Origin of the sequence: Thalassolituus hydrocarboniclasticus (assembly GCF_025345565.1) — a bacterium.
Lineage (GTDB): Bacteria > Pseudomonadota > Gammaproteobacteria > Pseudomonadales > Oceanobacteraceae > Venatoribacter > Venatoribacter hydrocarboniclasticus.
The window spans coordinates 4028785-4055509 of record NZ_CP054475.1; the positions used below are offsets into that span (position 1 = coordinate 4028785).

The 26725-nt window shown below is 59.6% G+C and carries 27 protein-coding genes; 8 read left to right on the top strand and 19 right to left on the bottom strand.

Annotated features, from left to right (window positions below; genetic code table 11):
* Nucleotide 1 precedes the first annotated feature (1 nt).
* The 7 genes from HUF19_RS18130 to rsmG all read right to left on the bottom strand — a co-directional run bounded on the left by HUF19_RS18130 (nucleotide 2) and on the right by rsmG (nucleotide 5007).
* Nucleotides 2–472, bottom strand: coding sequence for a F0F1 ATP synthase subunit B (locus HUF19_RS18130; RefSeq protein WP_260997892.1), 471 nt, complete (start codon nucleotides 470–472; stop codon nucleotides 2–4).
* A 66-nt stretch (nucleotides 473–538) separates the two neighbouring features.
* Nucleotides 539–775: a F0F1 ATP synthase subunit C gene (atpE, locus tag HUF19_RS18135; RefSeq protein ID WP_260997893.1), complete on the bottom strand. Its 237-nt coding sequence runs from the start codon at nucleotides 773–775 to the stop codon at nucleotides 539–541.
* Between the two features lie 63 nt (nucleotides 776–838).
* Nucleotides 839–1765, bottom strand: a complete 927-nt coding sequence (gene atpB, locus HUF19_RS18140) for a F0F1 ATP synthase subunit A (protein ID WP_260997894.1) — start codon at nucleotides 1763–1765, stop codon at nucleotides 839–841.
* Nucleotides 1766–1788: 23 nt separating this feature from the next.
* Nucleotides 1789–2157 (bottom strand): ATP synthase subunit I, encoded by a 369-nt coding sequence (locus tag HUF19_RS18145; protein WP_260997895.1) that lies wholly within the window; start codon nucleotides 2155–2157, stop codon nucleotides 1789–1791.
* Between the two features lie 445 nt (nucleotides 2158–2602).
* The gene (locus tag HUF19_RS18150) at nucleotides 2603–3508 is read right to left on the bottom strand and encodes a ParB/RepB/Spo0J family partition protein (protein ID WP_260997896.1); all 906 of its coding nucleotides are present in this window, start codon (nucleotides 3506–3508) and stop codon (nucleotides 2603–2605) included.
* A 25-nt stretch (nucleotides 3509–3533) separates the two neighbouring features.
* Entirely contained in the window at nucleotides 3534–4316 is a 783-nt protein-coding gene (locus tag HUF19_RS18155) for a ParA family protein (protein ID WP_260997897.1), read from the bottom strand.
* A gap of 37 nt (nucleotides 4317–4353) precedes the next feature.
* Complete coding sequence (rsmG, locus tag HUF19_RS18160; protein ID WP_260997898.1) at nucleotides 4354–5007, bottom strand: 16S rRNA (guanine(527)-N(7))-methyltransferase RsmG; 654 nt, start codon at nucleotides 5005–5007, stop codon at nucleotides 4354–4356.
* A 187-nt stretch (nucleotides 5008–5194) separates the two neighbouring features.
* Here rsmG and HUF19_RS18165 point away from each other — a divergent pair, with 187 nt between their 5' ends.
* Both HUF19_RS18165 and HUF19_RS18170 read left to right on the top strand, forming a co-directional pair.
* Complete coding sequence (locus HUF19_RS18165; protein ID WP_260997899.1) at nucleotides 5195–6367, top strand: YbfB/YjiJ family MFS transporter; 1173 nt, start codon at nucleotides 5195–5197, stop codon at nucleotides 6365–6367.
* Between the two features lie 10 nt (nucleotides 6368–6377).
* Nucleotides 6378–7193, top strand: a complete 816-nt coding sequence (locus tag HUF19_RS18170) for a DODA-type extradiol aromatic ring-opening family dioxygenase (RefSeq protein ID WP_260997900.1) — start codon at nucleotides 6378–6380, stop codon at nucleotides 7191–7193.
* 9 nt (nucleotides 7194–7202) lie between these two features.
* Here HUF19_RS18170 and HUF19_RS18175 read toward each other — a convergent pair whose 3' ends face one another.
* From HUF19_RS18175 to HUF19_RS18215, 9 genes are all read right to left on the bottom strand, one after another.
* Nucleotides 7203–7982, bottom strand: a complete 780-nt coding sequence (locus tag HUF19_RS18175) for an enoyl-CoA hydratase-related protein (RefSeq protein WP_260997901.1) — start codon at nucleotides 7980–7982, stop codon at nucleotides 7203–7205.
* The gene (locus tag HUF19_RS18180) at nucleotides 7975–10005 is read right to left on the bottom strand and encodes an acetoacetate--CoA ligase (RefSeq protein ID WP_260997902.1); all 2031 of its coding nucleotides are present in this window, start codon (nucleotides 10003–10005) and stop codon (nucleotides 7975–7977) included. The genes HUF19_RS18175 and HUF19_RS18180 overlap by 8 nt, the downstream gene beginning before the upstream one ends.
* Before the next feature lie 129 nt (nucleotides 10006–10134).
* Complete coding sequence (locus tag HUF19_RS18185) at nucleotides 10135–10299, bottom strand: hypothetical protein (RefSeq protein WP_260997903.1); 165 nt, start codon at nucleotides 10297–10299, stop codon at nucleotides 10135–10137.
* 73 nt (nucleotides 10300–10372) lie between these two features.
* The gene (locus tag HUF19_RS18190; protein ID WP_270049431.1) at nucleotides 10373–11293 is read right to left on the bottom strand and encodes a hydroxymethylglutaryl-CoA lyase; all 921 of its coding nucleotides are present in this window, start codon (nucleotides 11291–11293) and stop codon (nucleotides 10373–10375) included.
* Nucleotides 11290–13362 (bottom strand): acetyl/propionyl/methylcrotonyl-CoA carboxylase subunit alpha, encoded by a 2073-nt coding sequence (locus HUF19_RS18195; RefSeq protein ID WP_260997904.1) that lies wholly within the window; start codon nucleotides 13360–13362, stop codon nucleotides 11290–11292. The genes HUF19_RS18190 and HUF19_RS18195 overlap by 4 nt, the downstream gene beginning before the upstream one ends.
* On the bottom strand, nucleotides 13355–14140 hold the full coding sequence (locus HUF19_RS18200) for an enoyl-CoA hydratase-related protein (RefSeq protein ID WP_260997905.1): 786 nt from the start codon (nucleotides 14138–14140) through the stop codon (nucleotides 13355–13357). Before HUF19_RS18200 ends, HUF19_RS18195 begins: the two co-directional genes overlap by 8 nt.
* Before the next feature lie 9 nt (nucleotides 14141–14149).
* The gene (locus tag HUF19_RS18205; protein WP_260997906.1) at nucleotides 14150–15754 is read right to left on the bottom strand and encodes a carboxyl transferase domain-containing protein; all 1605 of its coding nucleotides are present in this window, start codon (nucleotides 15752–15754) and stop codon (nucleotides 14150–14152) included.
* Nucleotides 15754–16911, bottom strand: a complete 1158-nt coding sequence (locus HUF19_RS18210; protein WP_260997907.1) for an isovaleryl-CoA dehydrogenase — start codon at nucleotides 16909–16911, stop codon at nucleotides 15754–15756. The genes HUF19_RS18205 and HUF19_RS18210 overlap by 1 nt, the downstream gene beginning before the upstream one ends.
* Nucleotides 16912–16974: 63 nt before the next feature.
* Nucleotides 16975–17367 carry a MerR family transcriptional regulator gene (locus HUF19_RS18215; protein WP_260997908.1) on the bottom strand — a complete coding sequence of 131 codons (393 nt, stop codon included), beginning with the start codon at nucleotides 17365–17367 and terminating at the stop codon, nucleotides 16975–16977.
* Nucleotides 17368–17583: 216 nt separating this feature from the next.
* Between HUF19_RS18215 and HUF19_RS18220 the strand changes: the two genes are divergently transcribed.
* Genes HUF19_RS18220 through HUF19_RS18245 form a run of 6 tightly spaced genes read left to right on the top strand, consistent with a single transcriptional unit; the run spans nucleotide 17584 to nucleotide 21463 of the window.
* Nucleotides 17584–18177 (top strand): cytochrome b/b6 domain-containing protein, encoded by a 594-nt coding sequence (locus tag HUF19_RS18220; RefSeq protein WP_260997909.1) that lies wholly within the window; start codon nucleotides 17584–17586, stop codon nucleotides 18175–18177.
* On the top strand, nucleotides 18170–18565 hold the full coding sequence (locus HUF19_RS18225) for a DUF1924 domain-containing protein (protein ID WP_260997910.1): 396 nt from the start codon (nucleotides 18170–18172) through the stop codon (nucleotides 18563–18565). The genes HUF19_RS18220 and HUF19_RS18225 overlap by 8 nt, the downstream gene beginning before the upstream one ends.
* 12 nt (nucleotides 18566–18577) lie before the next feature.
* On the top strand, nucleotides 18578–19186 hold the full coding sequence (locus HUF19_RS18230; protein WP_260997911.1) for a diheme cytochrome c: 609 nt from the start codon (nucleotides 18578–18580) through the stop codon (nucleotides 19184–19186).
* Complete coding sequence (locus HUF19_RS18235; RefSeq protein ID WP_260997912.1) at nucleotides 19140–19439, top strand: PepSY domain-containing protein; 300 nt, start codon at nucleotides 19140–19142, stop codon at nucleotides 19437–19439. Before HUF19_RS18230 ends, HUF19_RS18235 begins: the two co-directional genes overlap by 47 nt.
* Before the next feature lie 12 nt (nucleotides 19440–19451).
* Nucleotides 19452–20123, top strand: coding sequence for a response regulator transcription factor (locus HUF19_RS18240; RefSeq protein ID WP_260997913.1), 672 nt, complete (start codon nucleotides 19452–19454; stop codon nucleotides 20121–20123).
* Nucleotides 20120–21463: a sensor histidine kinase gene (locus HUF19_RS18245; protein WP_260997914.1), complete on the top strand. Its 1344-nt coding sequence runs from the start codon at nucleotides 20120–20122 to the stop codon at nucleotides 21461–21463. Before HUF19_RS18240 ends, HUF19_RS18245 begins: the two co-directional genes overlap by 4 nt.
* Here the strand turns inward: HUF19_RS18245 and HUF19_RS18250 are convergent.
* The 3 genes from HUF19_RS18250 to HUF19_RS18260 form a co-directional block, all read right to left on the bottom strand.
* Nucleotides 21429–22415, bottom strand: coding sequence for an L-threonylcarbamoyladenylate synthase (locus HUF19_RS18250; RefSeq protein WP_260997915.1), 987 nt, complete (start codon nucleotides 22413–22415; stop codon nucleotides 21429–21431). The genes HUF19_RS18245 and HUF19_RS18250 overlap by 35 nt on opposite strands.
* Nucleotides 22416–22580: 165 nt before the next feature.
* On the bottom strand, nucleotides 22581–24995 hold the full coding sequence (locus tag HUF19_RS18255) for a YbcC family protein (protein WP_260997916.1): 2415 nt from the start codon (nucleotides 24993–24995) through the stop codon (nucleotides 22581–22583).
* Nucleotides 24992–26626 carry an NADH-quinone oxidoreductase subunit L gene (locus tag HUF19_RS18260; protein ID WP_260997917.1) on the bottom strand — a complete coding sequence of 545 codons (1635 nt, stop codon included), beginning with the start codon at nucleotides 26624–26626 and terminating at the stop codon, nucleotides 24992–24994. Before HUF19_RS18260 ends, HUF19_RS18255 begins: the two co-directional genes overlap by 4 nt.
* Nucleotides 26627–26725 lie beyond the last annotated feature (99 nt).

The window sequence follows — 26725 nt, forward strand, 5'->3', positions numbered from 1 at the left end:
CTTAGAGCTCGTCAGCTAATTTATTCAGCAGATCGCCATGGGCGGCTGCATCGACTGACTTGCCAAGAATTTTGGCTGCACCGGCAACGGCCAGCTCAGACACCTGCTTACGCAGTTCTTCTTTAGCGCGGTTTACTTCCTGCTCGACTTCCGCCTGAGCAGCGGCTACCAGACGTGCACCTTCAGCACGAGCGGCTTCTTTAGCCTCATCGATAATCTGATTGGCGCGCTTGTTAGCCTGTTCGATGATCTCGGCAGCTTTTTCCTTGCCTTCACGCATCTGATTCATGGCCTTTTCCTGAGCCAATTCCAGATCACGTGTAGCACGGTTAGCAGCGTCAAGACCTTCTGCAATTTTCTCCTGGCGTTCGCGCATGGCAGCCACAAGTGGCGGCCATACAAACTTCATGCAGAACCAGACAAAAATCGCAAAGGCAATCATTTGACCCAAGATGGTCAGGTTCATATTCACAGTGATTCACCTCTTGCCATTACGTTAAAGTAGGTAGACGAGCGATCCGGGGATCGCACCTACTTATCAGGCTGCAGACGGTGCTACTACGAAGATCAGGTACATCGCGATACCAACACCGATCATTGGCACAGCATCCAGCAGACCTGCCATCAGGAAGGTTTTGGTTTGCAGCTGTGGGCCCAGCTCAGGCTGACGCGCGGTACCTTCTAACAGCTTGCCACCCAGCAGGGCGAAGCCGATACCAGTGCCCAGAGCACCCAGACCGATCATGATAGATGCAGCAATATATACGAGTTCCATTTGAGACTCCTGAAAGTTACTAGTTAGTGATTTAAGGGTTTAAAACAGTCTGTCAATTCCGTATCAGTGATGATCTTCGTGGGCCTGAGACAGATATACAATCGTCAGAACCATGAAAATAAACGCCTGCAACGGGATTACCAGAATATGGAAGATTGCCCAGGGTACGTTCAGTACCCACTGCGCATAGAATGGCAGCAGCGCAATCAGAATAAATACAACCTCACCGGCATACATGTTACCAAACAAACGCAGTGCCAGAGACAGAGGCTTGGTCAGCAGACCCAGAATCTCAAGGAACAGGTTGAAAGGTACGGCCAGCCAGTGATTGAACGGAGTAAACGACAGCTCTTTGGCAAAACCAACGGCGCCTTTCACCTTAATACTGTAGAAAATAATCAGCAGGAATACGCCGATGGACAGACCCAGGGTACCGTTCGGGTCAGCGGTTGGTACGATCTTGAAGTAAGGGGCGCCCAGCGCGTGTGCGATACCAGGAACAACGTCAACCGGGATCCACTTCAGGGAGTTCATCAGGAACACCCATACGAAAATGGTCAGAGCCAGCGGAGCAATCAGCGGGCTGCGGCCATGGAAGGTTTCTTTTACGGTGTTATCAACAAAGCCAACCACCGCTTCAACCAGGTTCTGTGCAGTACCAGGAACACCAGAAGTTGCTTTCTTAGCAACACGGCTGAAGAACCATACAAACAGCAGACCCATAAAGACGGACCAGCCCAGAGAATCCACGTGCACAGCCATAAAGCCCATGTCTTTGGCTTCCTGACCGTTTGCTGCGATGGTCCAGGTTGATGTCGTCAGTTCAGTTTCACGAACAGTAGTCACCGGGCAACCGGAGTCATCTGCAACCGCATTACCTGCATCATCTTTAACCGGTACTAACTCTTTGCGGACATAGCCGGAAGGCAATTTACCGTAGGTAAGATTGGTTAAGTGATGAGCAATATACTCTTGTGAGTTACAAGCCATTCTTCACTCTCTGTTCCAAAGGTTTATAAATTGGCAATTTTTGCTGAGAACAAATGTCCCAGCTGCACTGTCACAAAGCCTGCAAACAGTGCCAAATAATTCAGTGGCCAGTTCTGGCTGAACACGGCAGCAAAGGCAAATCCGGTCAGAACAAACTTCCAGGCTTCACCCTGATAAAACGACTGCACGATCTGTGCTGATGACCGGGCTCCGCGATAACGGAATGCTCGCCAGACGAAATACGCATTAGGCAGAGCGCAGATCAGCCCCCCCATCAATGCCGACTTGGCGGCTACATCGCTATACAACCAGGCGACCAGTGCAACAACAAACGTCAGGATCAGCTGAAAAATCACGATCCGATAGACCGGTGGACGCGGTATGCCTGTCATCCCCAGCCTCACATTAGTCAAAAATCTGCAACAGCCTATTTTAAGGCGCGGTGATTATATTGGCTCGACCAGTCAGCTTCAACCGAAACCGGGGGCAAAGCGAGAATAATTCAGCCAATAGCTCGGCCGGCAAGCCGGGAAAGGCCATATGCGCTGAATTTCAGCCGTCTTCCCGCTAACGTCAGGATTTGTCAGGCCTTTATCACAGAGTGATGACTCACTTATCCATCTTGTCACTGCAGTTTTTCTTCCGCTACAGATGAGCGTCAGTCCGCCGGACCTGCCTGCCGGCGCAGCGACCTGCTGATGCTGAACAGGACCGCGCCTGACAAGAGCCGGCTGATGTTCAGTCAGGGTGAGAAAGCTGCGGCCTGGTTGGTATTAAAAGAGGAAGGGGAGAGGCATTCGCTGCTGCTGAACAGCCGCAATGCCTCCGCACAGTAACTTACTTGATATGCGCCAGAATGCCGTCCAGCTCATCCAGGTTGGTGTAGTTAATCACCAGCTGGCCTTTGCCTTTGGCGCTGTGCTTGATGGCCACTTTGGCGCCCAGACGGTCGCCCAGTAAACGCTCCAGACGCTGAATATCCGGATTGGGTTTGCTGGCGGTTTTATCTGCGCTTTTGCCTTCCTGCAGATGACGCACCAGCGCTTCGGTCTGACGCACGGTAAGCGTACGGCTGACAACCTGCGCCGCGGCTTCACTCTGCTGGCCACCACTTAAGCCGAGCAGGGCGCGGGCATGGCCCATTTCGATATCGCCGTGCTCAAGCAGGCGTTTTACGTCTTCGTTCAGATTCATCAGACGTAGCAGGTTGGCAACGGTGGCGCGGTTTTTACCCACGGCTTCGGCGACTTCCATCTGCGTCAGTTCGAACTCGTGCTGCAGGCGGTGCAGGGCCGCGGCTTCTTCCATCGGATTCAGGTTTTCACGCTGAATATTCTCAATCAGCGCCATGGCGATGGCAGCATCGTCGGCCACGTCACGAATCAAAGCCGGAACGGTATCGAGCTGAGCCAGCTGGCAGGCGCGCCAGCGGCGCTCACCGGCAATGATTTCAAAACGATCATCGGCGCTGGCCAGTGGTCGCACCACAATCGGCTGCATCAGACCCTGCGCCTTAATAGAAGCGGCCAGTTCTTCCAGCGCTTCCGGCTGAATGTCTTTGCGCGGCTGATACTGGCCCGGCTGAATCCACTCGACCGGCAGGTGACGCAACTCACCGGCCTCAGCCGGCAGATTGCTTTCAATGTTCTCTGCGTTGTCCGGCTGAGTGGCGACGGCGGCCGCCCGCGAGCTGGTCAGCAGGGCGTCGAGGCCACGGCCAAGGCCGCGTTTTTTCTTTGTCATGCGTTCAGATAACCTTATTCAGCTTTCAGGCCGTCGCGGCCTGACGGGTGCGGCGGTTCATTTCTCCGGCCAGAGCCAGATAAGCAACCGCACCACGCGAGGATTTGTCATAACTCAGCACCGGCACGCCGTGGCTTGGCGCTTCGGCCAGACGCACATTGCGCGGAATCACAGTGCCATACACCCGGTCGCCGAAATGACTGATCAACTGGGTGGAAACATCAACAGTGAGGCTGTTGCGCGGATCGTACATGGTGCGCAGCAGGCCTTCGATTTCCAGCTTCGGATTGGATGTTGCTTTGATCGATTCGATGGTCTGCATCAGCGCACTCAGACCTTCCAGCGCGTAGTACTCGCACTGCATCGGAATAAGTACACCCTGAGCTGCGACCAGTGCATTGACCGTCAGCATATTCAGTGACGGCGGGCAGTCGATCAGGATGTAGTCGTAATCCGGGCGTACTTCAGCCAGAGACTCGCGCAGGCGGCTTTCGCGCCGTGGCAGATCCATCAGCTCGACTTCGGCAGCGGTTAAATCGCCATTGGCTGGCAGCAGATCAAAGCCGGCCGTCGCTTCGGTTTTCTGAATCGCGGCGGCGGTGCGGCATTTGCCGGTCAGCACATCGTATAAAGAGACGTCCAGATCGTGCTTGTCGATACCACTGCCCATGGTGGCGTTGCCCTGCGGATCGAGGTCCACCAGCAGCACGCGGCGCTTGGTCGCCACCAGCGAGGCGGCCAGATTCACCGCCGTCGTGGTTTTGCCGACACCACCTTTCTGATTCGCAATTGCCAGAACTTTGCTCACAACTCAGCTTCCTTCAGTGCCTGACGGCGATCCGCCTTCAATCGTTGGTATTAACCGGCAGCAGGCGCAGCAGATGCCGTTCGCCTTCCACACCGGGAACGCTGATGGCATCGGAAGCCACCACGCGGAATTTGTCGGCGATGGCGGCAATTTCATCCTGTGGATATTGCCCTTTCATCGCCAGAAAGCAGCCCTGCTCAGCGCGCAGATGCTGACACCAGTGGGTCATATCGGCGAGCGAGGCAAAAGCGCGGCTGACAATCATATCGAAAGGCCGGGGGGGATGATATGCCTCGACCCGATCGTTCACTATGGTCACGTTATCCAGCCCGAGTGCGGTGCGCGCCTGAAACAGAAAACGGGTTTTCTTGCCGTTACTGTCGAGCAGGGTAAAGGTTTTATGCGGGTTCATAATCGCCAGCACAATGCCCGGCAAGCCCGGCCCGGTGCCGACGTCGGCAATATTGCCCGCTTCCTGCACAAAGGGGTGCACCGCCAGACTATCGAGCAGATGCAATGCAACCATACGCTCCGGCTCACGGATGGCGGTCAGGTTGTAGGCTTTGTTCCACTTCTGCAGCAGATCCAGATAGGCACGTAACGCACTCAGCTGCTCTGCCGTCAGGGCAATCTGCATCTGTTCGGCGCCGTAGGCCAGCTGGCGGGTTAAGGAATCTGTTTCAGCGTTCATGGTGCATCAAACCGGCTAGATAGAAGGCCGCGGATATTAGCATATGCCCGCAACAGACGGGAAACACACGCCTTAAGCGCCCATTAAGAGCCCCATTCACCAGACTTGTTCCGGACATAACCTAAGTCGGATTGGGCTTATAAGCACTTAGTCCTATCATGCACATACTCATTAATGGAGCCAGCGTATGAATTCCACTGCCAGTCATCAGCCATCCTCCCACTGGTGGCCCATTATCGCTGCGGCGGTATCGCTGATTGTGGTGCATGGCTTCGGCCGCTTTGTGTACACGCCGCTGCTGCCACTACTGGTTGATGACGGCCTGATCACACTGTCTCAGGCCGCATCCCTCGCCACCTGGAACTACGTCGGCTATTTAAGCGGTGCCATGCTGGCGCTGTTTCTCTATCAGCGTGGCCACGGTCGTAATGCGCTGGCCGTGATGCTCACAACTAACGCCCTGATTACCCTGCTGCAGGTATTTGTCAGCCACTATGAAACCCTTGCCACCCTGCGCCTGCTGAACGGCATAGGTAACGGTGTGGTGTTTGTACTGGCACCGGCACTGGTGCTGGAGTGGCTGGTGACGCAACAGAAGGCGCAACTCAGTGGCCTGATGTATCTGGGGGTGGGCATTGGCCTGCTCAGCTCCAGCGCACTGGTTGAACTCAGTGCCACCTGGCTGGCCGGCCCGCAACGCTGGCTGCCGGCGGCCATCGCCGCCATTCCGCTGGCGTTGTGGAGCAGTTGGTATCTGCATCGCTTACCCGGCCATGCACCGGCCGGGCAGGGTGACGATCATTCCGCACTCTGGGATCGCGCCAGCACGCCGTTATTTCTGGCCTATGCCGGTGCCGGATTAGGCTACATCCTGCCGATGACCTTTCTGCCGGCGGTCGCCGCCGACTGGCAACTGACGCTGGTGCCCAGCGCCTGGCTGTTAGTCGCCATCACCTCGCTGCCATCGACCTGGCTGTGGAATCATTTAGGTGCCGCTATCGGTGATAAAACCGCACTGTTGTGGAACTACGCCATTCAGGCGGCGGGGGTCGGGGCGCTGTTGTTATTGCCGCAGCAGTCGGCGGGATTGTGGCTCTGTGCGATTCTGGTCGGCGGTACTTTTTTAGGCGCGGTATTGCTGACCCAGCGTCTGGCGCGCAGCCTGCACCCGCATCAGGGACCAAGGTTAAGCGCCGCGCTCATTGCCCTCTATGGCTTCACCCAGCTGCTCGGCCCCTGGCTGGCAAAACTCGGTATTGAAGGTGGGGCCAGTTTGTCATCCACCTTTATCTGGGGATTTGCAGCATTGGTATGGGCCTTTGTATTAATGTTGTGGGTACCCGCACGCCGCGATCACTGAGGACGCTGAGATGTCAGCCAACCAACGCCAGCCAAGTCTCTATATTCCCCACGGCGGCGGCCCGTGTTTTTTTATGGAATGGCCGGGCAACCCGCAGCTGTGGGATAACATGGCGGCCATGCTGCGTTCGATTCCTGCGCGTCTGCCGCAACCACCCAGCGCCATTCTGCTGATTTCGGCCCACTGGGAAGCGCCGGTATTTACCTTTTGCGGTGGCTCACACCCGAAACTGGAATACGACTATTACGGTTTCCCGCCGCATACCTATGAAATCCGCTATCAGGCTTCCGGTGCCCCGGCACTGGCGGAGCGGGCCGCGCAATTACTGCAGGATGCCGGTATCGGAGCGGCGGTGGATAACAACGCACCCTGGGATCACGGTGTGTTTATTCCGCTTAAGGTCGCCTATCCGCGGGAAGAGATTCCGGTGCTGGCGATGTCGCTGAAAAAAGGTCTGAACCCGGCCGAACATCAGGCTGCCGGAAAAGTGCTGGCACAGCTGCGTGATGAAAACGTACTGATCATCGGCAGCGGTCTGAGCTACCACAACCTGCGTGCATTCTTCGCCGACTCAGCCAGCGATGCGGCGGCGGCTAAAGCCTTCGATGACTGGCTGATTGACGCCGCAGCACAGGACGAAACCCAGCGCACTGCAGCGCTCAATCACTGGAGCGATGCCCCCGGCGCACGTCAGGTGCATCCGCGCGAAGAGCACCTGCTGCCGATGATGATGGTGGCCGGAGCCGCGGGCGCGGATCAGGGCAGCGCTTTTTATCGCGAAGAAATTATGGGCAAAGCCGTCTCGGCGATTGGTTTCGGGCTGTAAAACCCGGTATCAGAGCTTAAACCCCGGCGCATGATGCAGCTGTCCCTGAATCTGCGCGGCATCATCCAGCGCCTGTTCTAAGGTCTGGCTGCGGGCGGCATTAAACAGGCGCTTGGTTTCCCGCAGGCAGCGGGCGTCGTTGGTGGCCATCTGCCGCGCCAGACCAAGGGCACTGCCCAGCAGCTGGGCATGGGGTACCACACGACTGACCAGTCCCATGCGCAGTGCTTCGTCGGCCGAAAATGTGCGGCCGGTGAGCGCCATTTCCAGCGCATGCTGCATACCGATACGGCGCGGTAATAACCAGGCGCCGCCATCGCCGGGAATAATCCCCAGTTTGATAAAGCTTTCGGCAAAGGTCGCCTGCTCGCTGGCAATGGCAACATCGCACATGCACACCATATCGTTGCCAGCACCCACCGCCGGGCCATTAACCGCGGCGATAATGGGAATTTCCAGTTGCGCAAACGCCAGCGGAATACGCTGAATAAAGGCTTTGTAATTGGCGCTCAGCTGTTGTGCATCGCCGGCAAACATACCGCTGCGCTGCTGCATCGCTTTGATATTTCCGCCACCGCTGAACACTTTACCGGCACCGGTAAATACCGCGACCTTAATATCCTGACGATCGTTAACCTGGGCCAGCGTCTGTTCGATGGCGTCGATCACTTCGCCATCGGAAATGGCGTTTTTAATATCCGGCCGGTTCAGCGTCAGCAGGGCAATGCTTTCGGCACCGCTGTCGTCTTTGCATAATTCCAGAGTCAGGTGTGCGCTGTGGTCAGTCATGTTGCAGTTCCTCCAGATCGCGGAAGTGTTGCAGCGCTTCCGGGTTTTTCAGGGCGTCGGTATTTTTAACAGGCAAACCCTGCACCACATTGCGCACCGCCAGCTCCACCAGCTTACCGCTGATGGTACGCGGCAGTTCCGCCACCTGAATAATCTTCGCCGGCACATGGCGCGGCGTGCAGTGACTGCGGATCTGGCTGCGGATTTTATCGCGCAGCGCATCATCCAGTGTCTGGCCATTATTCAGCACCACAAACAGCACCACGCGCACATCGCCGGCCCAGGGCTGACCAATGGCCAGACTTTCCAGCACCTCGTCCAGCTGCTCGACCTGACGGTAAATTTCGGCGGTGCCGATACGCACACCACCGGGGTTGAGTACCGCGTCGGAGCGGCCGTGAATAACCAACCCGGCGGTTTCACCGCTGTCTTTGCCATGGTGCGCGACACGTTCGGCGTAATCGCCATGAGCCCAGACGCCATCAGGCTTTTGTACGCTATAGCGGCTGAAATAGGCATCGTGATATTTCTGTCCGTCCGGGTCATTCCAGAAACCAACCGGCATTGACGGGAAGGCTCTGGTGCACACCAGTTCGCCTTTTTCGCCCGGAGCCAGCGCGCGGCCTTCGTCATCCCAGATTTCCACTGCCATGCCTAAGCCAGCGCACTGCAGCTCACCGCGATAGACCGGCAGCAAGGGGTTACCCAGCGCAAAGCAGGATATGATGTCGGTACCGCCGGAGATGGAACACAGCGCGATATCGGCGCCGATATCGCGGTACACATAATCAAAGCTTTCATGCGCCAGCGGCGAACCGGTAGAGAGCAGGGTGCGGACTTTATGCGAATGCAACTGCGCCGGTTTTATGCCGGCTTTCTCCAGCGCCGACAGGTATTTGGCGCTGGTGCCGAAAATGGTGATGCCTTCTTCGGCGGCCATCTTCCACAAGACATCAGGCGCCGGGTGAAAAGGCGAGCCGTCGAACAGCACCAGCGTGGCACCGGTGGCCAGACCGGAAACCAGCCAATTCCACATCATCCAGCCGCAGGTCGTAAAGTAAAACAGCACGTCATCGGCGCGTACGTCGGTATGCAGACGCAGCTCTTTCTGATGCTGCAAAAGCGTACCGCCCGCACCATGCACGATGCACTTGGGTACGCCGGTTGTACCGGAGCTGTAGAGGATATACAGCGGCTGATCGAACGGCAGCTGGGCGAATTCAATGTCATCCTCTGACCACTGCTGCTGCGACGAGGTGATAAAATCCTGCCAGCTCACTGAGCCCTGTGGTTTGTTCAGCGTCAGCCCCGGATAAGGCACCGAAATCAGCTGCTGCGGCGGTAATTGCAGCGCATCGCGGATAGCGGCCACGCGCTCACCACAGTCGATGGTTTTACCGGCGTATAAATAGCCCTGAGTCGCGATCAGCAGCTTGGGCTGAATCTGGCCAAAACGATCAAGCACACCCTGCAGACCAAAGTCCGGCGAACAGGAAGAGAACAGCGCGCCAATCGACGCTGCCGCCAGCATGGTAATCACGGTTTCCGGCACATTCGGCATAAAGGCCGCCACCCGGTCACCGGCCTCAACACCCGCTGCACGCATGGCCTGTGCCAGCTGCGCCACCTGGGTATAGAGTTCGGCATAGGTCAGACTGCGGCGCTGGGCCGGATCTTCGTTGCGGAATACCAGTGCAGCTTTATTGCGGAACGCGGGATTCTGCGCCGGTGCCAGCAGGTTTTCAGCGAAGTTCAGCCGCGCGCCCTCAAACCAGCGCGCGCCGGGCATCTTATCGCCATCGCTCAGCACCGCCGTCGCCTCATGACTGGCAATCACATCACAGTAATCCCAGATCGCCTGCCAGAAATCTTCGCGCTCGTGGGTACTCCATAAATGCAGGTCATCGTAGTCACTGAACCGGTGGCCACTGGTGCGCTCCAGCCAGTTAATAAAACCCTGCATCTGCGAGGCGGTACGGCGTCCGGCGCAGGGCGTCCAGAGGGGGTGTTGCTGTTCTGTCATTGCTTGTCCTTATACTTCCGAAGGCTACGGCAAATACCGGTACCAATCCTGTAGGAGGGGATCTTATCCCCGACCCATTACTGACTCAGATCCACAGTGCATCCCAGTAGGGATAATCTCCGACCCGTCTTACCAACCCGGCACGCAGAGGATTGGCGACGATATAGCGTGCGGCAGGCAGAACATCTTCCTCGCGATGAATGCCACGGCAGTAACCAGATAAATACGACCGCTTTCGGAATAACGCCCGCGCCTTAACAGGCTGTAGCCGGTTTGTTGCCAGAGCTTTGCCATAACATTCCCTGTTATATAGCTGCATTACTGTCCAAGGTCGGGGATAAGATCCCCTCCTACAGCCATCTCATCACTATTTCTGCGTGGCTTTCGCCACCAGCGCGCGGCCGCTTTTACTGCCATTCGGGCGCTGCAGCTGGTCGCTGATCCACTGCCCGGTTGCTGCCAATAACTGCGCGTCGATACCGGTATGCAGACCGAGGCCTTCGACCAGACGCAGCACATCTTCGCTGGCGACATTACCCGATGCCCCGGCGGCATAAGGGCAGCCGCCCAGTCCGGCAACCGAGCTGTCGACGGTGCGGATTCCCAGCTCCAGCGCGGCGTAAATATTGGCCAGCGCCTGACCATAGGTATCGTGAAAATGCACCGCCAGCTGCGATACCGGCATATGCAGTGCCAGCGCGCGGATCAGATTCTGCGTCTGCGGCACGCTGCCGGTGCCGATGGTGTCACCCAGAGAGATTTCGTAGCAGCCCATATCAAGCAGCGCCTGCGCCACATCGACCACCGCCTGCACCGGCACCTCGCCCTGATAGGGACAACCCATCACGGTGGAGACATAACCGCGCACCGGCAGACCCACCGTACGGGCATGTTCCAGCACCGGGCGGATACGTTCCAGACTCTGCGACACGCTGCAGTTGATGTTCTTCCGGGTGAAAGCATCGGAGGCGGCGGTAAACACCGCAACCTCTGAGGCGTTGGCCGCCAGCGCCGCTTCCAGTCCCTGCAGATTGGGGGTGAGGGCGGCATAGCGCACGCCGGGCTGCCGTTTAAGCTGCAGCAGAACGCGGTCGCTGTACTGCATCTGCGGCACCCATTTGGGTGAGACAAAACTGCCGGCCTCGATATGGCGCAGTCCGGCTGCGGCCAGCCGCTCAATCAGCTCGCAGCGCAGCTCAACACTGAGCGCCTGCGCCTCATTCTGTAAGCCATCGCGCGCGCCGACTTCGACAATGCGCACGCTGTCCGGATGTGCCCGCTGCATCATGCGTCGGCCTCCGCTGCTGCCTCTTCAGTTATCTCCAGCTGCAACAGCTCAGTGCCTTCGGCTACCTGATCACCGGCCTGATACAGCACCGCCTGCACCAGCGCGGCCTGCGGCGCGCGGATGCTGTGCTCCATTTTCATCGCTTCCATAATCATCAGCACCTGACCGGCCTCAACCTGTTCGCCCGGCTGCACTTTAACCTCCAGCACCTGACCGGCCATGGGTGCGGTCAGACCGCCATGATCATCCTGCGCCTGCTCGCCCAGCCAGCGGTTACGCACAAAACGCTGGCTGCCCTGCGGCAGAAACAGCAGCAGTTCATGCTCGCTCAGCGCCAGCGGCAGCGATTGCTGCTGACCGTTTACCCACGCCTCCAGCTGCAGCAGGCGGATATCACCGGCCTGGCCGTTAAATTCCAGGCGCCCCTGAAACTGCACACTGTGATCGGCCAGCTGCAGGTTCCAGCTCTGATTTCTGTCCGGACCGTGCGCCTGCTCATTCGCCCGCGCCCGTGCACGCAGCACATCACCGACGGCACTTTCCAGCCGCAGCACGCGCTGCGCAGGCAGTGCCGACTGAAAACCATCGGCGTGCCACGGGTCATGCGCTTGCTGCTGAGGCTGAGGTTGAGGTTGAGAGGCAAGCGTCGGCAACAGCAGCTCGGTTAACGCCGCCAGTTCCCAGTGGGTAGGCAAGGGCTGCGTCAGTTCGTGCTGGTTACGCTCAATAAAATCGGTGCTCAGTTCGGCATTGGCAAAAGCCTCCAGGCTGAGCAGACGCAGCAGAAAATCGCGGTTGGTTTTTACCCCGTCGACCTGCAGCGCAGCCAGCGCGGTGCGCAGGTTATGCAGCGCTTCGGCGCGGTCACGGCCGTGGGCAATCAGCTTGGCCAGCATCGGGTCGTAGTAAGGGCTGACTTCATCCCCCTGCTGCACACCGCTGTCGAGACGAACAGAAGCACTCAGCTCTGGCGCCTGCCACAGTTTCAGGCGGCCAATAGCCGGCAGGAAATGGTTGTCCGGATCTTCGGCGTACAGCCGCACCTCAATGGCGTGGCCATTAATCGGCAGGTTCTGCTGGCTGACGTCATCCGGCAGACCTTTACCCGCCGCCACGCGTAACTGCCAGTACACCAGATCGACGCCGGTAATCATCTCGGTGACCGGATGCTCGACCTGCAGGCGGGTGTTCATCTCCATAAAGAAGAATTCATGGTTGGCATCCAGCAGAAACTCCACCGTACCCGCACCGCGATACTGAATACGCTGCGCCACCGCCAGTGCGGCCTCGCCCATACGCTGGCGCAGCGCGGCCGTCATACCCGGTGCAGGGGCTTCCTCGATCACTTTCTGATGGCGGCGCTGCACCGAGCAATCGCGCTCGAACAGGTAAACGCCGTTGCCAAAGCTGTCCATAAACACCTGCACTTCCACATGGCGCGGACGGATCAGGTATTTCTCAATCAGCAGGCGATCATCACCAAAGGCCGAGCGCGCTTCGCGCCGGGCGGCGGCGATATCGTCGTGCAGCGTGGCAGCGGAGTGCACGATACGCATCCCTTTACCGCCACCACCAGCACTGGCTTTCAGCAGCAGCGGATAACCGATGCGTTCAGCCTCGGCGCACAGGCGTTCGTCGCTCTGCTCATCGCCGTGATAGCCGGGCACCAGCGGCACACCGCTGTCGGCCAGCAGGGCTTTGGCGCTGGCCTTATCGCCCATGGCTTCAATCGCGGCAGCCGATGGGCCGATAAAGGCAATGCCGGCCTCTTCGCAGGCGCGGGCAAAGGCGGCGTTTTCGCTCAAAAAACCGTAGCCCGGATGAATGGCTTCGGCGCCGGTGGCGCGCGCGGCGTCCAGCACCTTGTGCATATCCAGATAGCTTTCGGCGGCGGTCACACCACCGAGAGCGATGGCTTCATCGGCTTGCTGTACATGCAGCGCGCTGGCGTCGGCATCGGAATAAACAGCAACGGTGCGGATGCCCAGCGCTTTCGCGGTACGCATCACGCGCACGGCAATTTCGCCACGGTTGGCGATCAGAATCTTGTTAAACAGGTGCTCAGTCATGGGCTGCTTCCTGTGCATAAGTGGGGGCGCGTTTCTGCAGAAACGCACTTAATCCTTCCTGGCCCTCGGCGCTGACGCGCAGGCGGGCAATCAGTGCCGATGTTTGTTCTTTCAGCTGATCATTGACCGGGCTGCTCTGGCCGGCGATCAGGGTCTTGGTCGCCGCCAGCGCCTGCGGACCGTTGGCCAGCAACGCCTGACACCAGCGCAGCACCTGCTCATCCAGCTGTTCGGCCGGCACCACTTCATGCACCAGCTGCAGTGCCTGCGCCGTTGGCGCGTCGATCAGTTCCGCGGTTAAGAAGTAACGCCGCGCCTGACGTGCGCCCATCGCCGCCAGCACATAAGGGCTGATGGTCGCCGGGCTTAAACCGAGTTTCACTTCGCTCAGACAGAAGCGCGCGTTGTCCACTGCCACCGCCATATCGCAACAGCAGATCAGCCCCAGCGCACCGCCAAAGGCTGCGCCCTGCACGCGGGCGATGGTCGGTTTGGGGAAGTCATTCAGATCCTGCAGCAGACCGGCCAGCTGCAGGGCATCGGCGTGGTTCTCTGCCTCGGAGGCGTCTTTCTGCACTTTCATCCAGTTGAGGTCAGCGCCGGTGCAGAAGTGTTTACCCTGACCGGCGAGCACCAGCACCCGCACCGCAGGCTCGGTGGCCAGTACCGTTAACTGCGCCCGCAGCTCGGCAATCAGCTCCGCATTAAAGGCATTACCCAGTTCAGGACGGTCGAGGCTCAGCGTGGCAACGCCCTGATGAATTGCGAGTTCCAGCATCTTTATCTCCTACATGCGGAACACGCCAAAGCGCGTGTCTTCGATGGGTTTATTCAGGCAGGCCGACAACGCCAGCCCCAGCACGCGCCGGCTGTCGGCCGGGTCGATAATGCCGTCGTCCCACAGCCGCGCCGAGCTGTAGTACGGATGGCCCTGCTGCTCGTACAGCTCGCGGATTGGTTGTTTAAAGGCGTTCTCGTCGGCGTCGCTCCAGGGCTCGCCTTTTTTCGCCAGCTGCTCGCGCTTAACCTGCGCCAGCACGCCGGCTGCCTGTTCGCCGCCCATCACCGAGATGCGCGCGTTGGGCCACATAAAGAGGAAGTTCGGATCGTAGGCGCGGCCACACATGCCGTAGTTACCGGCGCCAAAGCTGCCGCCAATTACCAGCGTCAGCTTCGGCACTTTGGCACAGGCCACCGCCATCACCATCTTGGCGCCGTGGCGGGCGATGCCTTCGGCTTCGTATTTGGGGCCGACCATAAAGCCGGTGATGTTCTGCAGAAACAGCAGCGGAATTTTGCGTTGTGCACAGAGCTCGATAAAGTGCGTGCCTTTCTGTGCCGACTCGGAAAACAGGATGCCGTTATTAGCGACGATGCCGACCGGCATGCCGTACAGTTTGGCAAAACCGCACACCAGCGTGGTGCCGAAGCGCGCTTTGAATTCATCAAACTCCGAGCCGTCCACCAGCCGCGCAATCACCTCGCGCACATCGTAGGGCTGGCGGGTATCGGTCGGAATCAGGCCGTACAGTTCATGGCCCGGATAGGCCGGTTCTTTTACCTCTGCCGCCGTGCTTTGCGGCTTGTGGCGGTTCAGATTGGCGACGGCGTTACGCGCCAGTTGCAGCGCGTGTTCGTCGTTCTCGGCCAGATGGTCGGCCACCCCGGACTGACCGGTATGCAACTCGCCACCACCCAGTTCTTCGGCACCGATTTCTTCGCCGGTAGCCATCTTCACCAGCGGCGGGCCGGCAAGAAAAATGGTGGCCTGATTACGCACGATAATGGATTCATCGGCCATCGCCGGCACATAGGCACCGCCGGCGGTACAGGAACCCATCACCACCGCAATCTGGGCGATACCGGCGGCCGACATATTGGCCTGGTTAAAGAAGATTCGGCCGAAGTGTTCGCGGTCGGGGAAGACTTCATCCTGACGTGGCAGGTTAGCGCCGCCGGAGTCCACCAGATAGACACAGGGCAGATTGCACTGCTGGGCGATGGTCTGCGCGCGCAGGTGTTTTTTCACCGTCAGCGGGTAGTAGCTGCCGCCCTTCACCGTGGCATCGTTGCCCACCACCATGCATTCCTGACCGTTGATTCGGCCGATACCGGCAACCACACCGGCGGCGGGTACGTCTTCGCCGTACACCTCATGGGCCGCCAGCTGGCCGATTTCGAGAAAGGGGCTGCCGGGGTCAAGCAGCAGCTGAATACGTTCGCGCACCGGCAGTTTGCCGCGTGCGGTATGGCGCTGCATCGCCACCTCACCACCGCCTTCGGCAATGCGGGCGACTTTGGCTTTCAGGTCGGCCACCAGCGCCTGCATCTGTGCGCGGTTGGCGGCAAACTGCGGGCTGCGGCTGTCGAGCCGGGACTGGATAAGCGGCATCAGCTCAGCTCCTGAAACAGTTCGCGGCCAATCAGCATGCGGCGGATTTCCGAGGTGCCGGCGCCGATTTCGTACAGTTTGGCGTCGCGCAGCAGACGGCCGGTGGGGAAGTCGTTGATATAGCCATTGCCGCCCAGCAGCTGGATCGCATCCAGCGCCATCTGCGTGGCTTTTTCGGCACAGTAGAGAATCACACCGGCGGCGTCTTTACGCGTGGTTTCGCCACGGTCGCAGGCGGCGGCCACGGCATACAGATAGGCGCGGCTGGCGTTCATGCTGGTGTACATATCGGCCAGCTTGCCCTGCACCAGTTGGAACTCACCGATGCTCTGGCCAAACTGTTTGCGGTCGACGATGTAGGGCTGCACCACATCCATACAGGCCAGCATGATGCCGGTCGGGCCGCCGGACAGCACCACACGCTCGTAGTCGAGGCCGCTCATCAGCACTTTCACGCCCATGTTCTCGCCGCCGAGGATGTTCTCCGCCGGTACTTCGACGTTATCGAACACCAGCTCACAGGTGTTGGAGCCGCGCATGCCGAGCTTGTCGAGTTTCGGGCTGCGTGAGAAACCGGCCCAGTCGCGCTCGACGATAAAGGCGGTCATGCCGTGCGGGCCTTTGCTCAGATCGGTTTTGGCGTAGATCACATAGACGTTGGCATCCGGGCCGTTGGTGATCCACATCTTGGTGCCGTTGAGTACATAGTGGTCGCCTTTTTTATCGGCGCGCAGCTTCATCGACACCACATCGGAACCGGCATTGGGCTCGCTCATCGCCAGCGCGCCGATGTGCTCGCCGGAGATCAGCTTCGGCAGGTATTTCGCCTTCTGCTCCGCCGTGCCGTTGCGGTAAATCTGGTTTACACAGAGGTTGGAGTGAGCGCCGTAAGACAGCCCGACCGAAGCCGAGGCGCGGCTGATTTCTTCCATGGCGATGACATGCGCCAGATAGCCCATACCGGCACCGCCGTATTCTTCACTGACGGTAATGCCGAGCAATCCCTGCTCGCCGAACTTGCGCCACATGGGCATGGGGAACTGGTTGTCGCGGTCAACGTCCGCGGCCAGCGGCGCCAGCTCACGCTGGGCAAAACCGCGCACCTGATCGCGCAGCATATCGAGCGTTTCGCCCAGGCCAAAATTGAATCCGGTCATCGTATGGCTCCTTCCTGTTGTATTTTTATTCTTGGTAGCAGGGCCGGAGACTGACGGGCGGCGTTAAGCGCCTTTCAGTGCCGCCAGTGCCTCGCTGGCTTTCAGCTCGGCGTCGTCCAGGTCCTGCATCATGCGTTCGATATCGTGCAGTTGCTGGCGCAGGTGACTGCGCCGCTGTTCTATCACCGCCAGCAGTTTTTCCAGCTGCGGACGGTTGGCCTCCGGCTCCAGTCCGGGGCGGTACATATCAATCAGCTCACGGCTTTCGGCCAGCGATAAGCCCAAACGCTTACCGCGCAGAATCAGCTTCAGCGTCACCCGGTCCTGTGGCGTATAGATACGGGTCTGACCTTCGCGCTGCGGATTGAGCATGCCCTCCGCTTCATAAAAGCGGATGGTGCGGGTGGTGATATCAAACTCGTCGGCGAGGTCACGGATGCTGTAAGTACGGCTCATGCGGGTTGGGCTGTCGGGCTGTTAAGTTACCTTTACGTTAACGTAAACCTGAGTAGCAAAACAAAGGGCAATTCGGGCCAGTGCTGTTATCGCTGAGCGGTGAAAATAAAGACGTGATCACCCCTTCAGGCCGGCTACTTCCGCCGCTGAATAACTTTAAGGTTGGTTTAAGCATGGCCGCTCTACGCTGGGTGCAAATCCTGAGGAGAGGTCGTTATGACACACACAATCAAAGTCTGGGACCCGCTGGTGCGTATCTTCCACTGGTCGCTGGTGCTGTTTTTCTTTATCGCTTATCTGAGTGAAGACGAGTTCGAAACCCTGCACGTCTGGGCTGGTTACAGCGTGGCTGCGCTGGTTGCCTTCCGCCTGCTGTGGGGGCTGATCGGCACACGCCATGCGCGCTTCAGCGACTTCGTGCAATCGCCACGGGGAGTCTGGAATTATCTGCTCGCCATTCCGGCCGGTAAGGCGCGCCGCTATATCGGCCACAATCCGGCCGGGGGTGCCATGGTTATCGCCCTGCTGCTGGCGCTGACCGGCACTGTGGTATTCGGTATGGCAACGCTGGGGGCGGATGAAAACGCCGGGCCGTTAGCAGGCACCTGGCTGGCCTCTTTTAACGAACACACGCTGAAAGAAATCCACGAATTCTTCGCCAACAGCACACTGGCGCTGGTCTTCCTGCACGTTGCCGGGGTGCTGTTCAGCAGCCTGCATCATCGCGAAAACCTGGTGCGCTCGATGATTCACGGTCGCAAAGAAGCACGCGCTGACGACACCGATAGCCGGGGAGATCAGCATGAATAACCTGACCCGCCGCGCACTGAGTGCGGCTCTTTTTACCTTAAGCCTGCTCGCCACCAGCCTCAGCTATGCCGGTGCCAGCGCCCAGCTGCAGGCCCTGCAGGCTGGCGGAGCCGGGCCATTCTCAGCCGCCGCCGGCGAGGCCCTGTGGCTGCAGGACAACAACGGGCGCAGTTGCGCCAGCTGCCACGGACGCGATCCGTCTCAGCCCGGCAAACATCAGAAAACCGGCAAGACCATTGAGCCTATGACAGTGCACGCCAACCCGGAGCGCTTTACCGATGCCGCCAAAACCGCGAAGTGGTTCCTGCGCAACTGCCGCTGGACGCTGGGCCGCGAATGCAGCGCTCAGGAAAAAGGCGATGTGATTACCTGGCTCAGCCAGCCATAAAGAAGGAGAAAGATGATGAGTAACCTGAACGCCCTGCGTACTTCTCTCAACGCCCTGCGTTTTGCCACCGGCACACTGCTGCTGGGCAGCGCCCTGACCCTTGGTATTTACGGCCTGAGCACTCTGAATAATCAATCCCTCGCCGATGACGACGATGATGAGCACAGTGAATACCGGCCGCGCCCTGAACAACCCGGCACAGGTATGGCCGCAACACAGCAATACAAAGAAGAATGCGGCAGCTGCCATCTGCCTTATCCGGCCAAACTGCTGCCGGCGCGCAGCTGGCAGACGATGATGGCCAGCCTTGATAATCACTTCGGTGACGATGCCTCGCTGAGTGCCGCCACTCAGGCAGAGATTCTGGCTTACCTGAGTGCTCACAGCGCCGGCAATCACACGCGCTACCTGAAAGGCCTCGCCTACAACGACACTCCTCAGCGCATCACCGAACTGCCATACTTCAGACGTAAGCACCGGGAAGTACCGGAACGCATGGTCAGCGGCAATCCGCAGGTCGGTTCATTCAGTCAATGCGACAGCTGCCATAAAGATGCCGCACAGGGGAAATTCAATGAACATACGGTGGTTATTCCTGGCTTTGGCCGCTGGGATGATTAATCCGGCCTTTGCCGGAAAACATCCCGACCAGACCCAGATCAGGGCCTGGGTAGAGCAGGGTGAGATACTGTCCCTTGAAGCCATTCTGCAACGGCATCCGCTCGGCGGTGAACTGCTGGATGCCGAAGTGGAATGGGAAGACGGTGTGCTGGTGTATGAACTCAAATGGCTGGATAGCAACGGTCATCGTCATGAAACCTATATCGACGCCCGCAGCGGTGTCTGGCTGGAGGATGAACGCGATGACGACTAAGGCCCGGCCGCTGTGAAGCTGCTGCTGATCGAAGATGACCAGCAACTGACCGATGCCCTGCAGCCGCTGCTGCGCGAAGCCGGTTACGCGGTAGAGGTCAGCCACGATGGCATTGATGGTGAGTTTCTCGGCAACGAGTTGCAGCCGGATCTGATTGTGCTTGATCTGGGCCTGCCGGGTAAAAACGGTCTGGACGTGCTGCGCAGCTGGCGCAATGCCGGTAACCGCACGCCGGTACTGGTACTGACCGCACGTGACGCCTGGCATGAGCGGGTCGACGGCCTCAAAGCCGGCGCCGACGATTACCTCGGCAAACCTTTCCACAGCCAGGAATTACTCGCCCGGCTGGAAGCCATCGCCCGCCGGCATGGCGGTCAGGCCAGTAACGCCCTGAGCTGGCGCGGTGTGACACTGGATACCGAACGCCAGCAGGCCACCGCGGCCGATGGCCGCACCATCGAGCTGACCGCGATTGAATTCCGCCTGCTGCGCTACCTGATGCAGCACCCAAAGGATGTGCACTCCAAAACCCGCCTCAGCGAACACGTTTACGAAGAAGAGCAGCAGAAAGACAGCAATGTGATTGAGGTCTATATCAACCGCCTGCGTCAGTACTTCGGTAAAGACTTTATCGAAACCCGCCGCGGGCAGGGCTACCAGCTGGCGGCGGACACACAAGCATGATTTCACTGCAGCATCAGCTGCGCCGCCAGTGGCTGCTGACCCTGTTACTGCTGATGCTGCCGCTATTGTGGCTGGCCGACTACGGCGTGCGCCAGCTCACCACCCATACCGTGCTCAGCCGTCTGCAACACGATGCCGACAGCCTGATTGCCGCCCTGACACAGGACACTCAGGGTAACTGGCAGGTGGATGACAGCCGTCTGGGCGCGCTCTATCAGCGTGTCTACTCCGGCCATTATTTTGCCATCCGCGACCAGCAGGGCACCGACCTGCGCAGCCGCTCGCTGTGGGATAAAGAACCACCTGCCATTCAGCTGGCCAGCGGCGATATCCGGCACTGGCAGCAACCCGGCATTCAGGGTGACAGGCTGGATGAGCAATGGCTCAGTCAGGCACAGGGCATCCGCGTACAGAATCACGACTTTACCCTGTGGGTGGCGGAAGACATTGCGCCCTTACAGAGCGAACTGAACCGCTACCGTCTGGCGGCACTGGCCTTGCTGGTCTTCGCCCTGCTGGCCCTGATGCTGATCCAGCGCCGCCAGCTGAGCCGGGCCTTTGCCCGTCTGGAGCCATTACAGCAGCAACTGCGCGAACTGCGTTTTGGTGAGCGCGATGGCCTGAATGCCGCCGCCGGTCAGTACCCGCAGGAAGTGCAGCCGCTGGCTGAAGAAATCGATCGCTTGCTCAGTCTGTTGCAGCAGCGGGTCAGCCGTTCGCGCAATGCGCTGGGTAATCTTGCCCACGAAATGAAACGCCCACTGCAACAGCTGCAGCTGCTGGCGGAACAGCTCGATCCACAACATCAGCAACAACAGCGCGAAGCCCTGCAGCGCCTGCGGCAGCTGGTCGAGCGCGAACTGAAGCGCGCCAGAATCGTTGGCATGTCATCCCCCGGCCGGCAAACCCGGCTGAGCGAAGACCTGCCGCCCCTGTTACAGGTGCTGCAGCAGCTGTACCCGCAGACCAGCATCCGCGCACAGTTCGACCACAGCGTGGTGTTGCCGCAGGACCGTGACGATATGCTGGAACTGCTCGGTAATCTGCTGGATAACGCCTGCAAATACGCCGCCGGTGAGATTCTGCTGAACGTCCGCCATGACGATAAAGAATGGCTGATCAGCGTCTGTGATCAGGGGCCGGGCATTGCCGCAGAAGCGCGCCAGCAACTGCTGCTGCGCGGTACACGGCTGGATGAAGCAGGGGCCGGAGGCAGCGGCCTCGGGCTGGCGATGGTCAGCGATATTGTCAGCAGCTATGGCGGCCGCCTGCAGCTGCAGGCCAACCAGCCACAGGGGTTGTGCGTTATTGTAACGCTGCCCGCGACAGCCGGTCGTTAACCGCCAGCCAGTCTTCCGTCAGCGGCGGTTGTTCCAGCCAGAGCTGGCGATAACCCAGCTGGTCGGCTTCATGCAGTGTCTGATACAGCGTTTGCGCAAAGGCAGGCGCATTATCCGGCAGAATCAGCGCCCGCTCACGGCCACAGGCCAGACCAATCAGACGCGGAGACCACAGCAGCAGGCCGGTGTCATCGCCAACTCCGTCTTTTATCCGCTCGGCCAGTTCGTCACTGCTGTACAGCTTCAGCGGAGTGCGCGGCTGATAATGCGCCTGCACGTTACCCGGCACCGCTTCGTTGTGTTGCTGCGGTACCTCAACCGGCTGCCCCAGCACCTGTTCTATGGCAATGCGGCTGATCGGCCCGGCGCGCAGAATACGGATGCCCTGCTCTGGCTGAGTCAGATCGACAATGGTCGATTCCAGCCCGAATTCACAGGCACCACCATCCAATACCGCGGCAATACGGCCATCCAGTCCGGCCATCACCTGCGCCGCCGAGGTCGGGCTTAACGCTTTGTACGGGTTCGCCGAAGGGGCAGCCACACCACTGCCGAGCTGGCGCAGTAACGCCTGCAGCAGCGGATGCGCGGGGACGCGCAGACCAATGCTGGGTAGGCCACCGGTTACTTCTTCAGGTACATCCGCCGCTTTGGGCAGCAGTATGGTCATCGGGCCGGGCCAGAATGCCTCGGCCAGCTGCCAGGCTTCCGCTGGCACACTGGCCGCCCACTGCGGCAGTTGTTCTGCACTGGCCAGATGGACAATCAGCGGGTGATTGGCCGGGCGGCCCTTGGCGACAAAAATAGCGCGTACCGCCGCCGCATTGCGGGCATCGGCGGCCAGGCCGTAAACGGTTTCGGTCGGTACGGCCACGCATTCGCCAGCCTGTAATAACTGCACGGCGCGTTGCAGGCCGCTGTCGCTGAGGCCATCAAGCAACTCTGTTTTCATAGTCGGTCATCGTTTTCATAGTCGGTCATCGTCTTCAGGGGTTAGCGCACGGGGGATCGATCGGATCGGCCAATGCGCTAATCAGGTATGTCCAGGTAAGCCGCAGGCACAGCGGGCCTTCATAACCCGCTTTTGCCATGACGGGTCTGCATAGTCGCGAGGGTATCAGCCACAGGCAGGCTCCTGCCATGCCCCCCGATACAGACGTGCGGCCACGCCGTTATCATCCAGCCGGAACAGGTACAGCCAGTCGTTATCCACCAGCTGACGCACGTTTTCGTGGCGTTCGACGATAGCGGCGATGGCTTCCTCCGGCGCCTGAATGTAGACACTCAGCCGCAGCGGCTCGTGCATCCACTGCTGGCCATCGTGCACCGACTGCAGCGGCAGACCGATGCGCAGATCACCGCCGTTGCCTTCAAATACGCCCAGATTCCCCCCCACCACGTTGTGCAGCACTTTGTTGCCACTGCCGTACTTCAGCGGGTCGGTAACCGAGGCGTTGTACTGCATGTTGATCCAGTGGGTCACCACCATCGGCGCGGTCATAATCAGTTCCAGCACACTGAAGGCGCTGTCCTCCTGCCAGACATAATCGTGCAGGAAGGTACGGCCACCGAAGTTCAGGCCGCGGGTACGGCTGCGCGGCGCGACAATAAAGGCGCTGTTGCCCGCCAGCCCCCATTCGGGCCGTACTTCTGACCAGTCGAGGGCACGCTGGCGCAAGGCCGCATCCAGTTGCTGCGGCTGGTTAAGCTGTGCGCTGTCGGCCAGACCCAGCGCCACAGCACGCTCCCGCTGAGCCAGAATGCCAGCATCAGCGAGCCACTGCGCAGCCATGTCCGTCACCTTGCCGAAACAATGGATATGATCGGTGGTGGTGTTATGCAGCGCCGCCACAAAACGGGTGCTGTGCGGAATGATGCGGCCACGTTCAGCCAGCACCTTGCGCACCGCTTCGTCGTTCAGCAGTTGTGCCAGCACCTGCACGTTCACCGCACCGGTCTGACCGCCACAGGCCCCGCAATCCAGCCCGGCGGCATGGGGATTGTTGGTGGTATGGCTGCCATGGCCGACCAGCAGCACCTCACCCCCCAGCCGTTTAAGGCCCATGGCCTGCAGAATGTTGCCGGCCAGATCGGCTTTTTCGCTCAGGGTCAGCGGCCGCTCGCCATTCCACAGGGTCCACTGGCCGGTGACAGCCAGATCGTTAACCGGGTGCTCCTCAGCCTGCAGGCCGAAGGTTTTACGCAGCAGCTTGGCGGCGTAGCTCAGTCCGGCTGCCTCAACCATGCTGAACGAGGAGGCAGCACCACGGCTGAAGTCATGCCAGGCGGCGTCTTTCTGTTGCTGCGCCCTTCTGGCAAAACCCAGCGCCTGGGCTTCATGTCCGCCTTCGCTGACGCGCAAACCGGCGGCCAGCAGTCCCGGCAACTGTGGCCGGTTAAGGTCGGTGCCCACCGGGGTATAAGCCAGCGGCAGACCAAAGAAACCGGCAAAGCCCAGAGTCTGGATCGCCGGGCTCTGGGCTTCCAGCGCCCGCCGCATCACCTCGGAACGCACATCAATACAGAAAATCGCCTGCAGTTTTGGCTGCGGCGAGGTGGCCAGCGGCTTCTGCGCCAGTATCTGCATCTCCTGCCGCTGACGGGCAATCTCAGCGGCGCGCTGCCATACCCACAGCGGTTTCTGTGCCAGCCGTTGCTGTTCAATCAGCCTGTTCAGTTGCGGTAGCTGGCTGTACCACTGCTGCTGCAGTTGTTGTGCAGCCTGTTTATGGCGCAGCTGCCAGTGACGCCACAGCGCCAGCTCCCAGCCGAGACGGATGGCGATCAGCTGTGGCAGGGCATCGTCGCCGGCGCCCTCCAGCCGCGACTGCCAGCGCTCATAGGCAAACCAGGAAGCCCAGCCGTTGATATCGAGCAGCAGAGCATGGCAGTAGGCTTCAATCTGCGCAGTATGAGTGAGTCCAAGCTCATCCAGCGCGATCAAAGTCAGCGCCTGCGGGTTATCCGGCAATTCACGGAAAGCTTTGGTCAGCCCCGGTTCGCCCATCAGAATGGCGATACCGCGGTCGGCACGGATCTGCGTAACCCAGCTCAGGTACAGGTTGTGTGCCGACTGATGTTCCGGCTGCTGACAAAAAGCGGCGCAGAACTGGCTGATCTGATGGCTGATTTCATCGCGCCAGGCCATCTGGTGCTGACGGTCACGGGTGCTGTCGAGCAGGTCTGACACATTGTGCCAGTGGGCTTCTGCCGCCGGCTGTTTCAGCGCCTGCAGCAAGGCTTCGGTATCGTCCGCAGCGCCCAGCTCAGCCGCCGCGCGCTGTACATCCGCAGCGCCAATCTGGCTGCGCTGCCACAGCCGGGCATAATGCGCGGCGGGCATCAGACAGTGCATCCGGCCCAGCGCCTCCAGACGTGCGGCGGCGGCAGTAAATGGCTGATCGCGCAGTTCCCACAAAGGGTTTACCGCAATTAACTGATCCAGTGGCCAGGTTGGGGCAATACGGCTGCCGGCTGCGCTAACCGCCGCCAGACGTGCTGAACATTGTGCAGATACCGTCAGTGCGCTCATAACAATTGCTCCTTACGGCCAGAGGCCAGTGCAGGTTGGGATGCCGGGGATTGTGCTAACTGCTTGGGATTCGCCCGTACCGGCAGGCGTGCAGGCCACAGGCGCAGGGTGATGCGGGTAAACCACTCATCCAGATACAGGCCGGCAAACAGCGCCAGCGATAAGCGCTGCACCTGCGGCCAGTGGGCGCGGTAACGCAGCAGCCACCAGAGAGAGAACAGCAGCAGAAACAGGCTGCTTACCCACAGATCTGCAGCGCTGAACAGTCCGGGACGCAGCGCCGCCGACAACTCACCGGTCAGCGGCTGCAGCAGGATTTTCAGCAGGCTGTAAGCCAGCGCCAGACCTGCTGCCAGCAGCAATGTCCATGCGCCTGACGCGCGCTGTACCAGCAGGGTGGTCAGCGCCAGTGCCAGCAGTAACCAACCGCTGAGGGGCTGAATGCCGGCATGCAACTGAGCACTCAACTGAGCACTCAACTGAACACTGAACCACCAGGCCGCGCCAGCCAGACCAGCCGCTGCTATCAGCGCCGGTAACCAGCAACGCGCCGCCGCTGGCGGAGCAATCAGCAGCGACTGTTGCACATGCTGCTGTACTGCCGAGCCGGAGCTTAAGAACGCCCAGGCTTTATACGCTGAGTGGGCCAGCAGATGCAGCAATGCCAGTTCAACCAGACCCAGCGCACACTCGATCAGCATCAGACCCATCTGCGCGCTGGTCGACCAGGCCAGCCGCACCTTCACACTGATGCGGGTAGTCATAATCAGCGCTGCCAGTACCGTCGTCAGACCGGCCACCACCAGCACCAGCCACTGCGCTGCGGTCACCTGTAAAAACAGCGGAGCAAACAGAATCAGCAGAAAACCGCCAAGGTTAATCACCCCGGCATGCAGCAGAGCGGAGACCGGCGTCGGCGCTTCCACCACCTGAATCAGCCAGCCGTGCACCGGCAGCTGCGCACATTTGATCAGCGCGGTCAGGGCAATCAGCACGGCGGCAATCTGCTCATTCAGGCTGAGGGCAGCCGGACTCTGATAAGCGCTGACAATGATGTCGATATTAGCCGTGCCGTGTTGTTGCCACAGCAGGTAAAAGGCAACCAGCAGAGAGGTTTCTGCCAGCCGCGCCAGCAGGAATTTTTTATGCGCGGCCAGCGCCGCGCGCGGACGTTCAGGGTAGAACATCAGCAGCTGATGCAGTGCCAGGCTGATGGCAATCCAGCCTAGGGCAAACAGCAGTAAATGGTTACTGATAAACACCAGCGCCACCGCCGCCAGAGTCAGCAACAGCCAGCGCAGATAACGGCCAAAGCCCGGATCGGCAGCCAGATACCGGCGTGAGAATTTTACCACTACCAGTGCCATCACACTGAGCAGCAACAGCAGGGTCAGGCGCAACGGCTGGTCACTCAGCCAGTGCAAACCGGCGTCCGGCAGCAGCAGTGCCAGTGCGATTGCACTCAGGGTTAACAGGCTGATGATTTGCGCCGCCCGCCAGGCAAAACGCCAGCGCTGGTCGTCACTTAAGCTAAAGCGCCGGGTCTGCAGACCGGCAGGAACAGCGGCCAGTATCAATGTCAGCGGGATCGCCGCCAGCACGATGGCCATCAGCAGAGAGGAAATACTCATGGTACGCAACCTCTGTTATGGGTTCAGGTGCGCGCAGTATCTCCGTACTGGTTACTGCAGGTAAAATAGATATAAACTCACAATTCATTCACTTTTTGA

What these genes read in the sequence shown, in the direction of transcription:
- atpE (WP_260997893.1), bottom strand. Translation starts at nt 775, where the DNA reads ATGGAACTCGTATATATTGCTGCATCTATCATGATCGGTCTGGGTGCT.
- atpB (WP_260997894.1), bottom strand. Translation starts at nt 1,765, where the DNA reads ATGGCTTGTAACTCACAAGAGTATATTGCTCATCACTTAACCAATCTT.
- HUF19_RS18145 (WP_260997895.1), bottom strand. Translation starts at nt 2,157, where the DNA reads ATGACAGGCATACCGCGTCCACCGGTCTATCGGATCGTGATTTTTCAG.
- HUF19_RS18150 (WP_260997896.1), bottom strand. Translation starts at nt 3,508, where the DNA reads ATGACAAAGAAAAAACGCGGCCTTGGCCGTGGCCTCGACGCCCTGCTG.
- rsmG (WP_260997898.1), bottom strand. Translation starts at nt 5,007, where the DNA reads ATGAACGCTGAAACAGATTCCTTAACCCGCCAGCTGGCCTACGGCGCC.
- HUF19_RS18165 (WP_260997899.1), top strand. Translation starts at nt 5,195, where the DNA reads ATGAATTCCACTGCCAGTCATCAGCCATCCTCCCACTGGTGGCCCATT.
- HUF19_RS18170 (WP_260997900.1), top strand. Translation starts at nt 6,378, where the DNA reads ATGTCAGCCAACCAACGCCAGCCAAGTCTCTATATTCCCCACGGCGGC.
- HUF19_RS18175 (WP_260997901.1), bottom strand. Translation starts at nt 7,982, where the DNA reads ATGACTGACCACAGCGCACACCTGACTCTGGAATTATGCAAAGACGAC.
- HUF19_RS18180 (WP_260997902.1), bottom strand. Translation starts at nt 10,005, where the DNA reads ATGACAGAACAGCAACACCCCCTCTGGACGCCCTGCGCCGGACGCCGT.
- HUF19_RS18185 (WP_260997903.1), bottom strand. Translation starts at nt 10,299, where the DNA reads ATGGCAAAGCTCTGGCAACAAACCGGCTACAGCCTGTTAAGGCGCGGG.
- HUF19_RS18190 (WP_270049431.1), bottom strand. Translation starts at nt 11,293, where the DNA reads ATGATGCAGCGGGCACATCCGGACAGCGTGCGCATTGTCGAAGTCGGC.
- HUF19_RS18195 (WP_260997904.1), bottom strand. Translation starts at nt 13,362, where the DNA reads ATGACTGAGCACCTGTTTAACAAGATTCTGATCGCCAACCGTGGCGAA.
- HUF19_RS18200 (WP_260997905.1), bottom strand. Translation starts at nt 14,140, where the DNA reads ATGCTGGAACTCGCAATTCATCAGGGCGTTGCCACGCTGAGCCTCGAC.
- HUF19_RS18205 (WP_260997906.1), bottom strand. Translation starts at nt 15,754, where the DNA reads ATGCCGCTTATCCAGTCCCGGCTCGACAGCCGCAGCCCGCAGTTTGCC.
- HUF19_RS18210 (WP_260997907.1), bottom strand. Translation starts at nt 16,911, where the DNA reads ATGACCGGATTCAATTTTGGCCTGGGCGAAACGCTCGATATGCTGCGC.
- HUF19_RS18215 (WP_260997908.1), bottom strand. Translation starts at nt 17,367, where the DNA reads ATGAGCCGTACTTACAGCATCCGTGACCTCGCCGACGAGTTTGATATC.
- HUF19_RS18220 (WP_260997909.1), top strand. Translation starts at nt 17,584, where the DNA reads ATGACACACACAATCAAAGTCTGGGACCCGCTGGTGCGTATCTTCCAC.
- HUF19_RS18225 (WP_260997910.1), top strand. Translation starts at nt 18,170, where the DNA reads ATGAATAACCTGACCCGCCGCGCACTGAGTGCGGCTCTTTTTACCTTA.
- HUF19_RS18230 (WP_260997911.1), top strand. Translation starts at nt 18,578, where the DNA reads ATGATGAGTAACCTGAACGCCCTGCGTACTTCTCTCAACGCCCTGCGT.
- HUF19_RS18235 (WP_260997912.1), top strand. Translation starts at nt 19,140, where the DNA reads ATGAACATACGGTGGTTATTCCTGGCTTTGGCCGCTGGGATGATTAAT.
- HUF19_RS18245 (WP_260997914.1), top strand. Translation starts at nt 20,120, where the DNA reads ATGATTTCACTGCAGCATCAGCTGCGCCGCCAGTGGCTGCTGACCCTG.
- HUF19_RS18250 (WP_260997915.1), bottom strand. Translation starts at nt 22,415, where the DNA reads ATGAAAACAGAGTTGCTTGATGGCCTCAGCGACAGCGGCCTGCAACGC.
- HUF19_RS18255 (WP_260997916.1), bottom strand. Translation starts at nt 24,995, where the DNA reads ATGAGCGCACTGACGGTATCTGCACAATGTTCAGCACGTCTGGCGGCG.
- HUF19_RS18260 (WP_260997917.1), bottom strand. Translation starts at nt 26,626, where the DNA reads ATGAGTATTTCCTCTCTGCTGATGGCCATCGTGCTGGCGGCGATCCCG.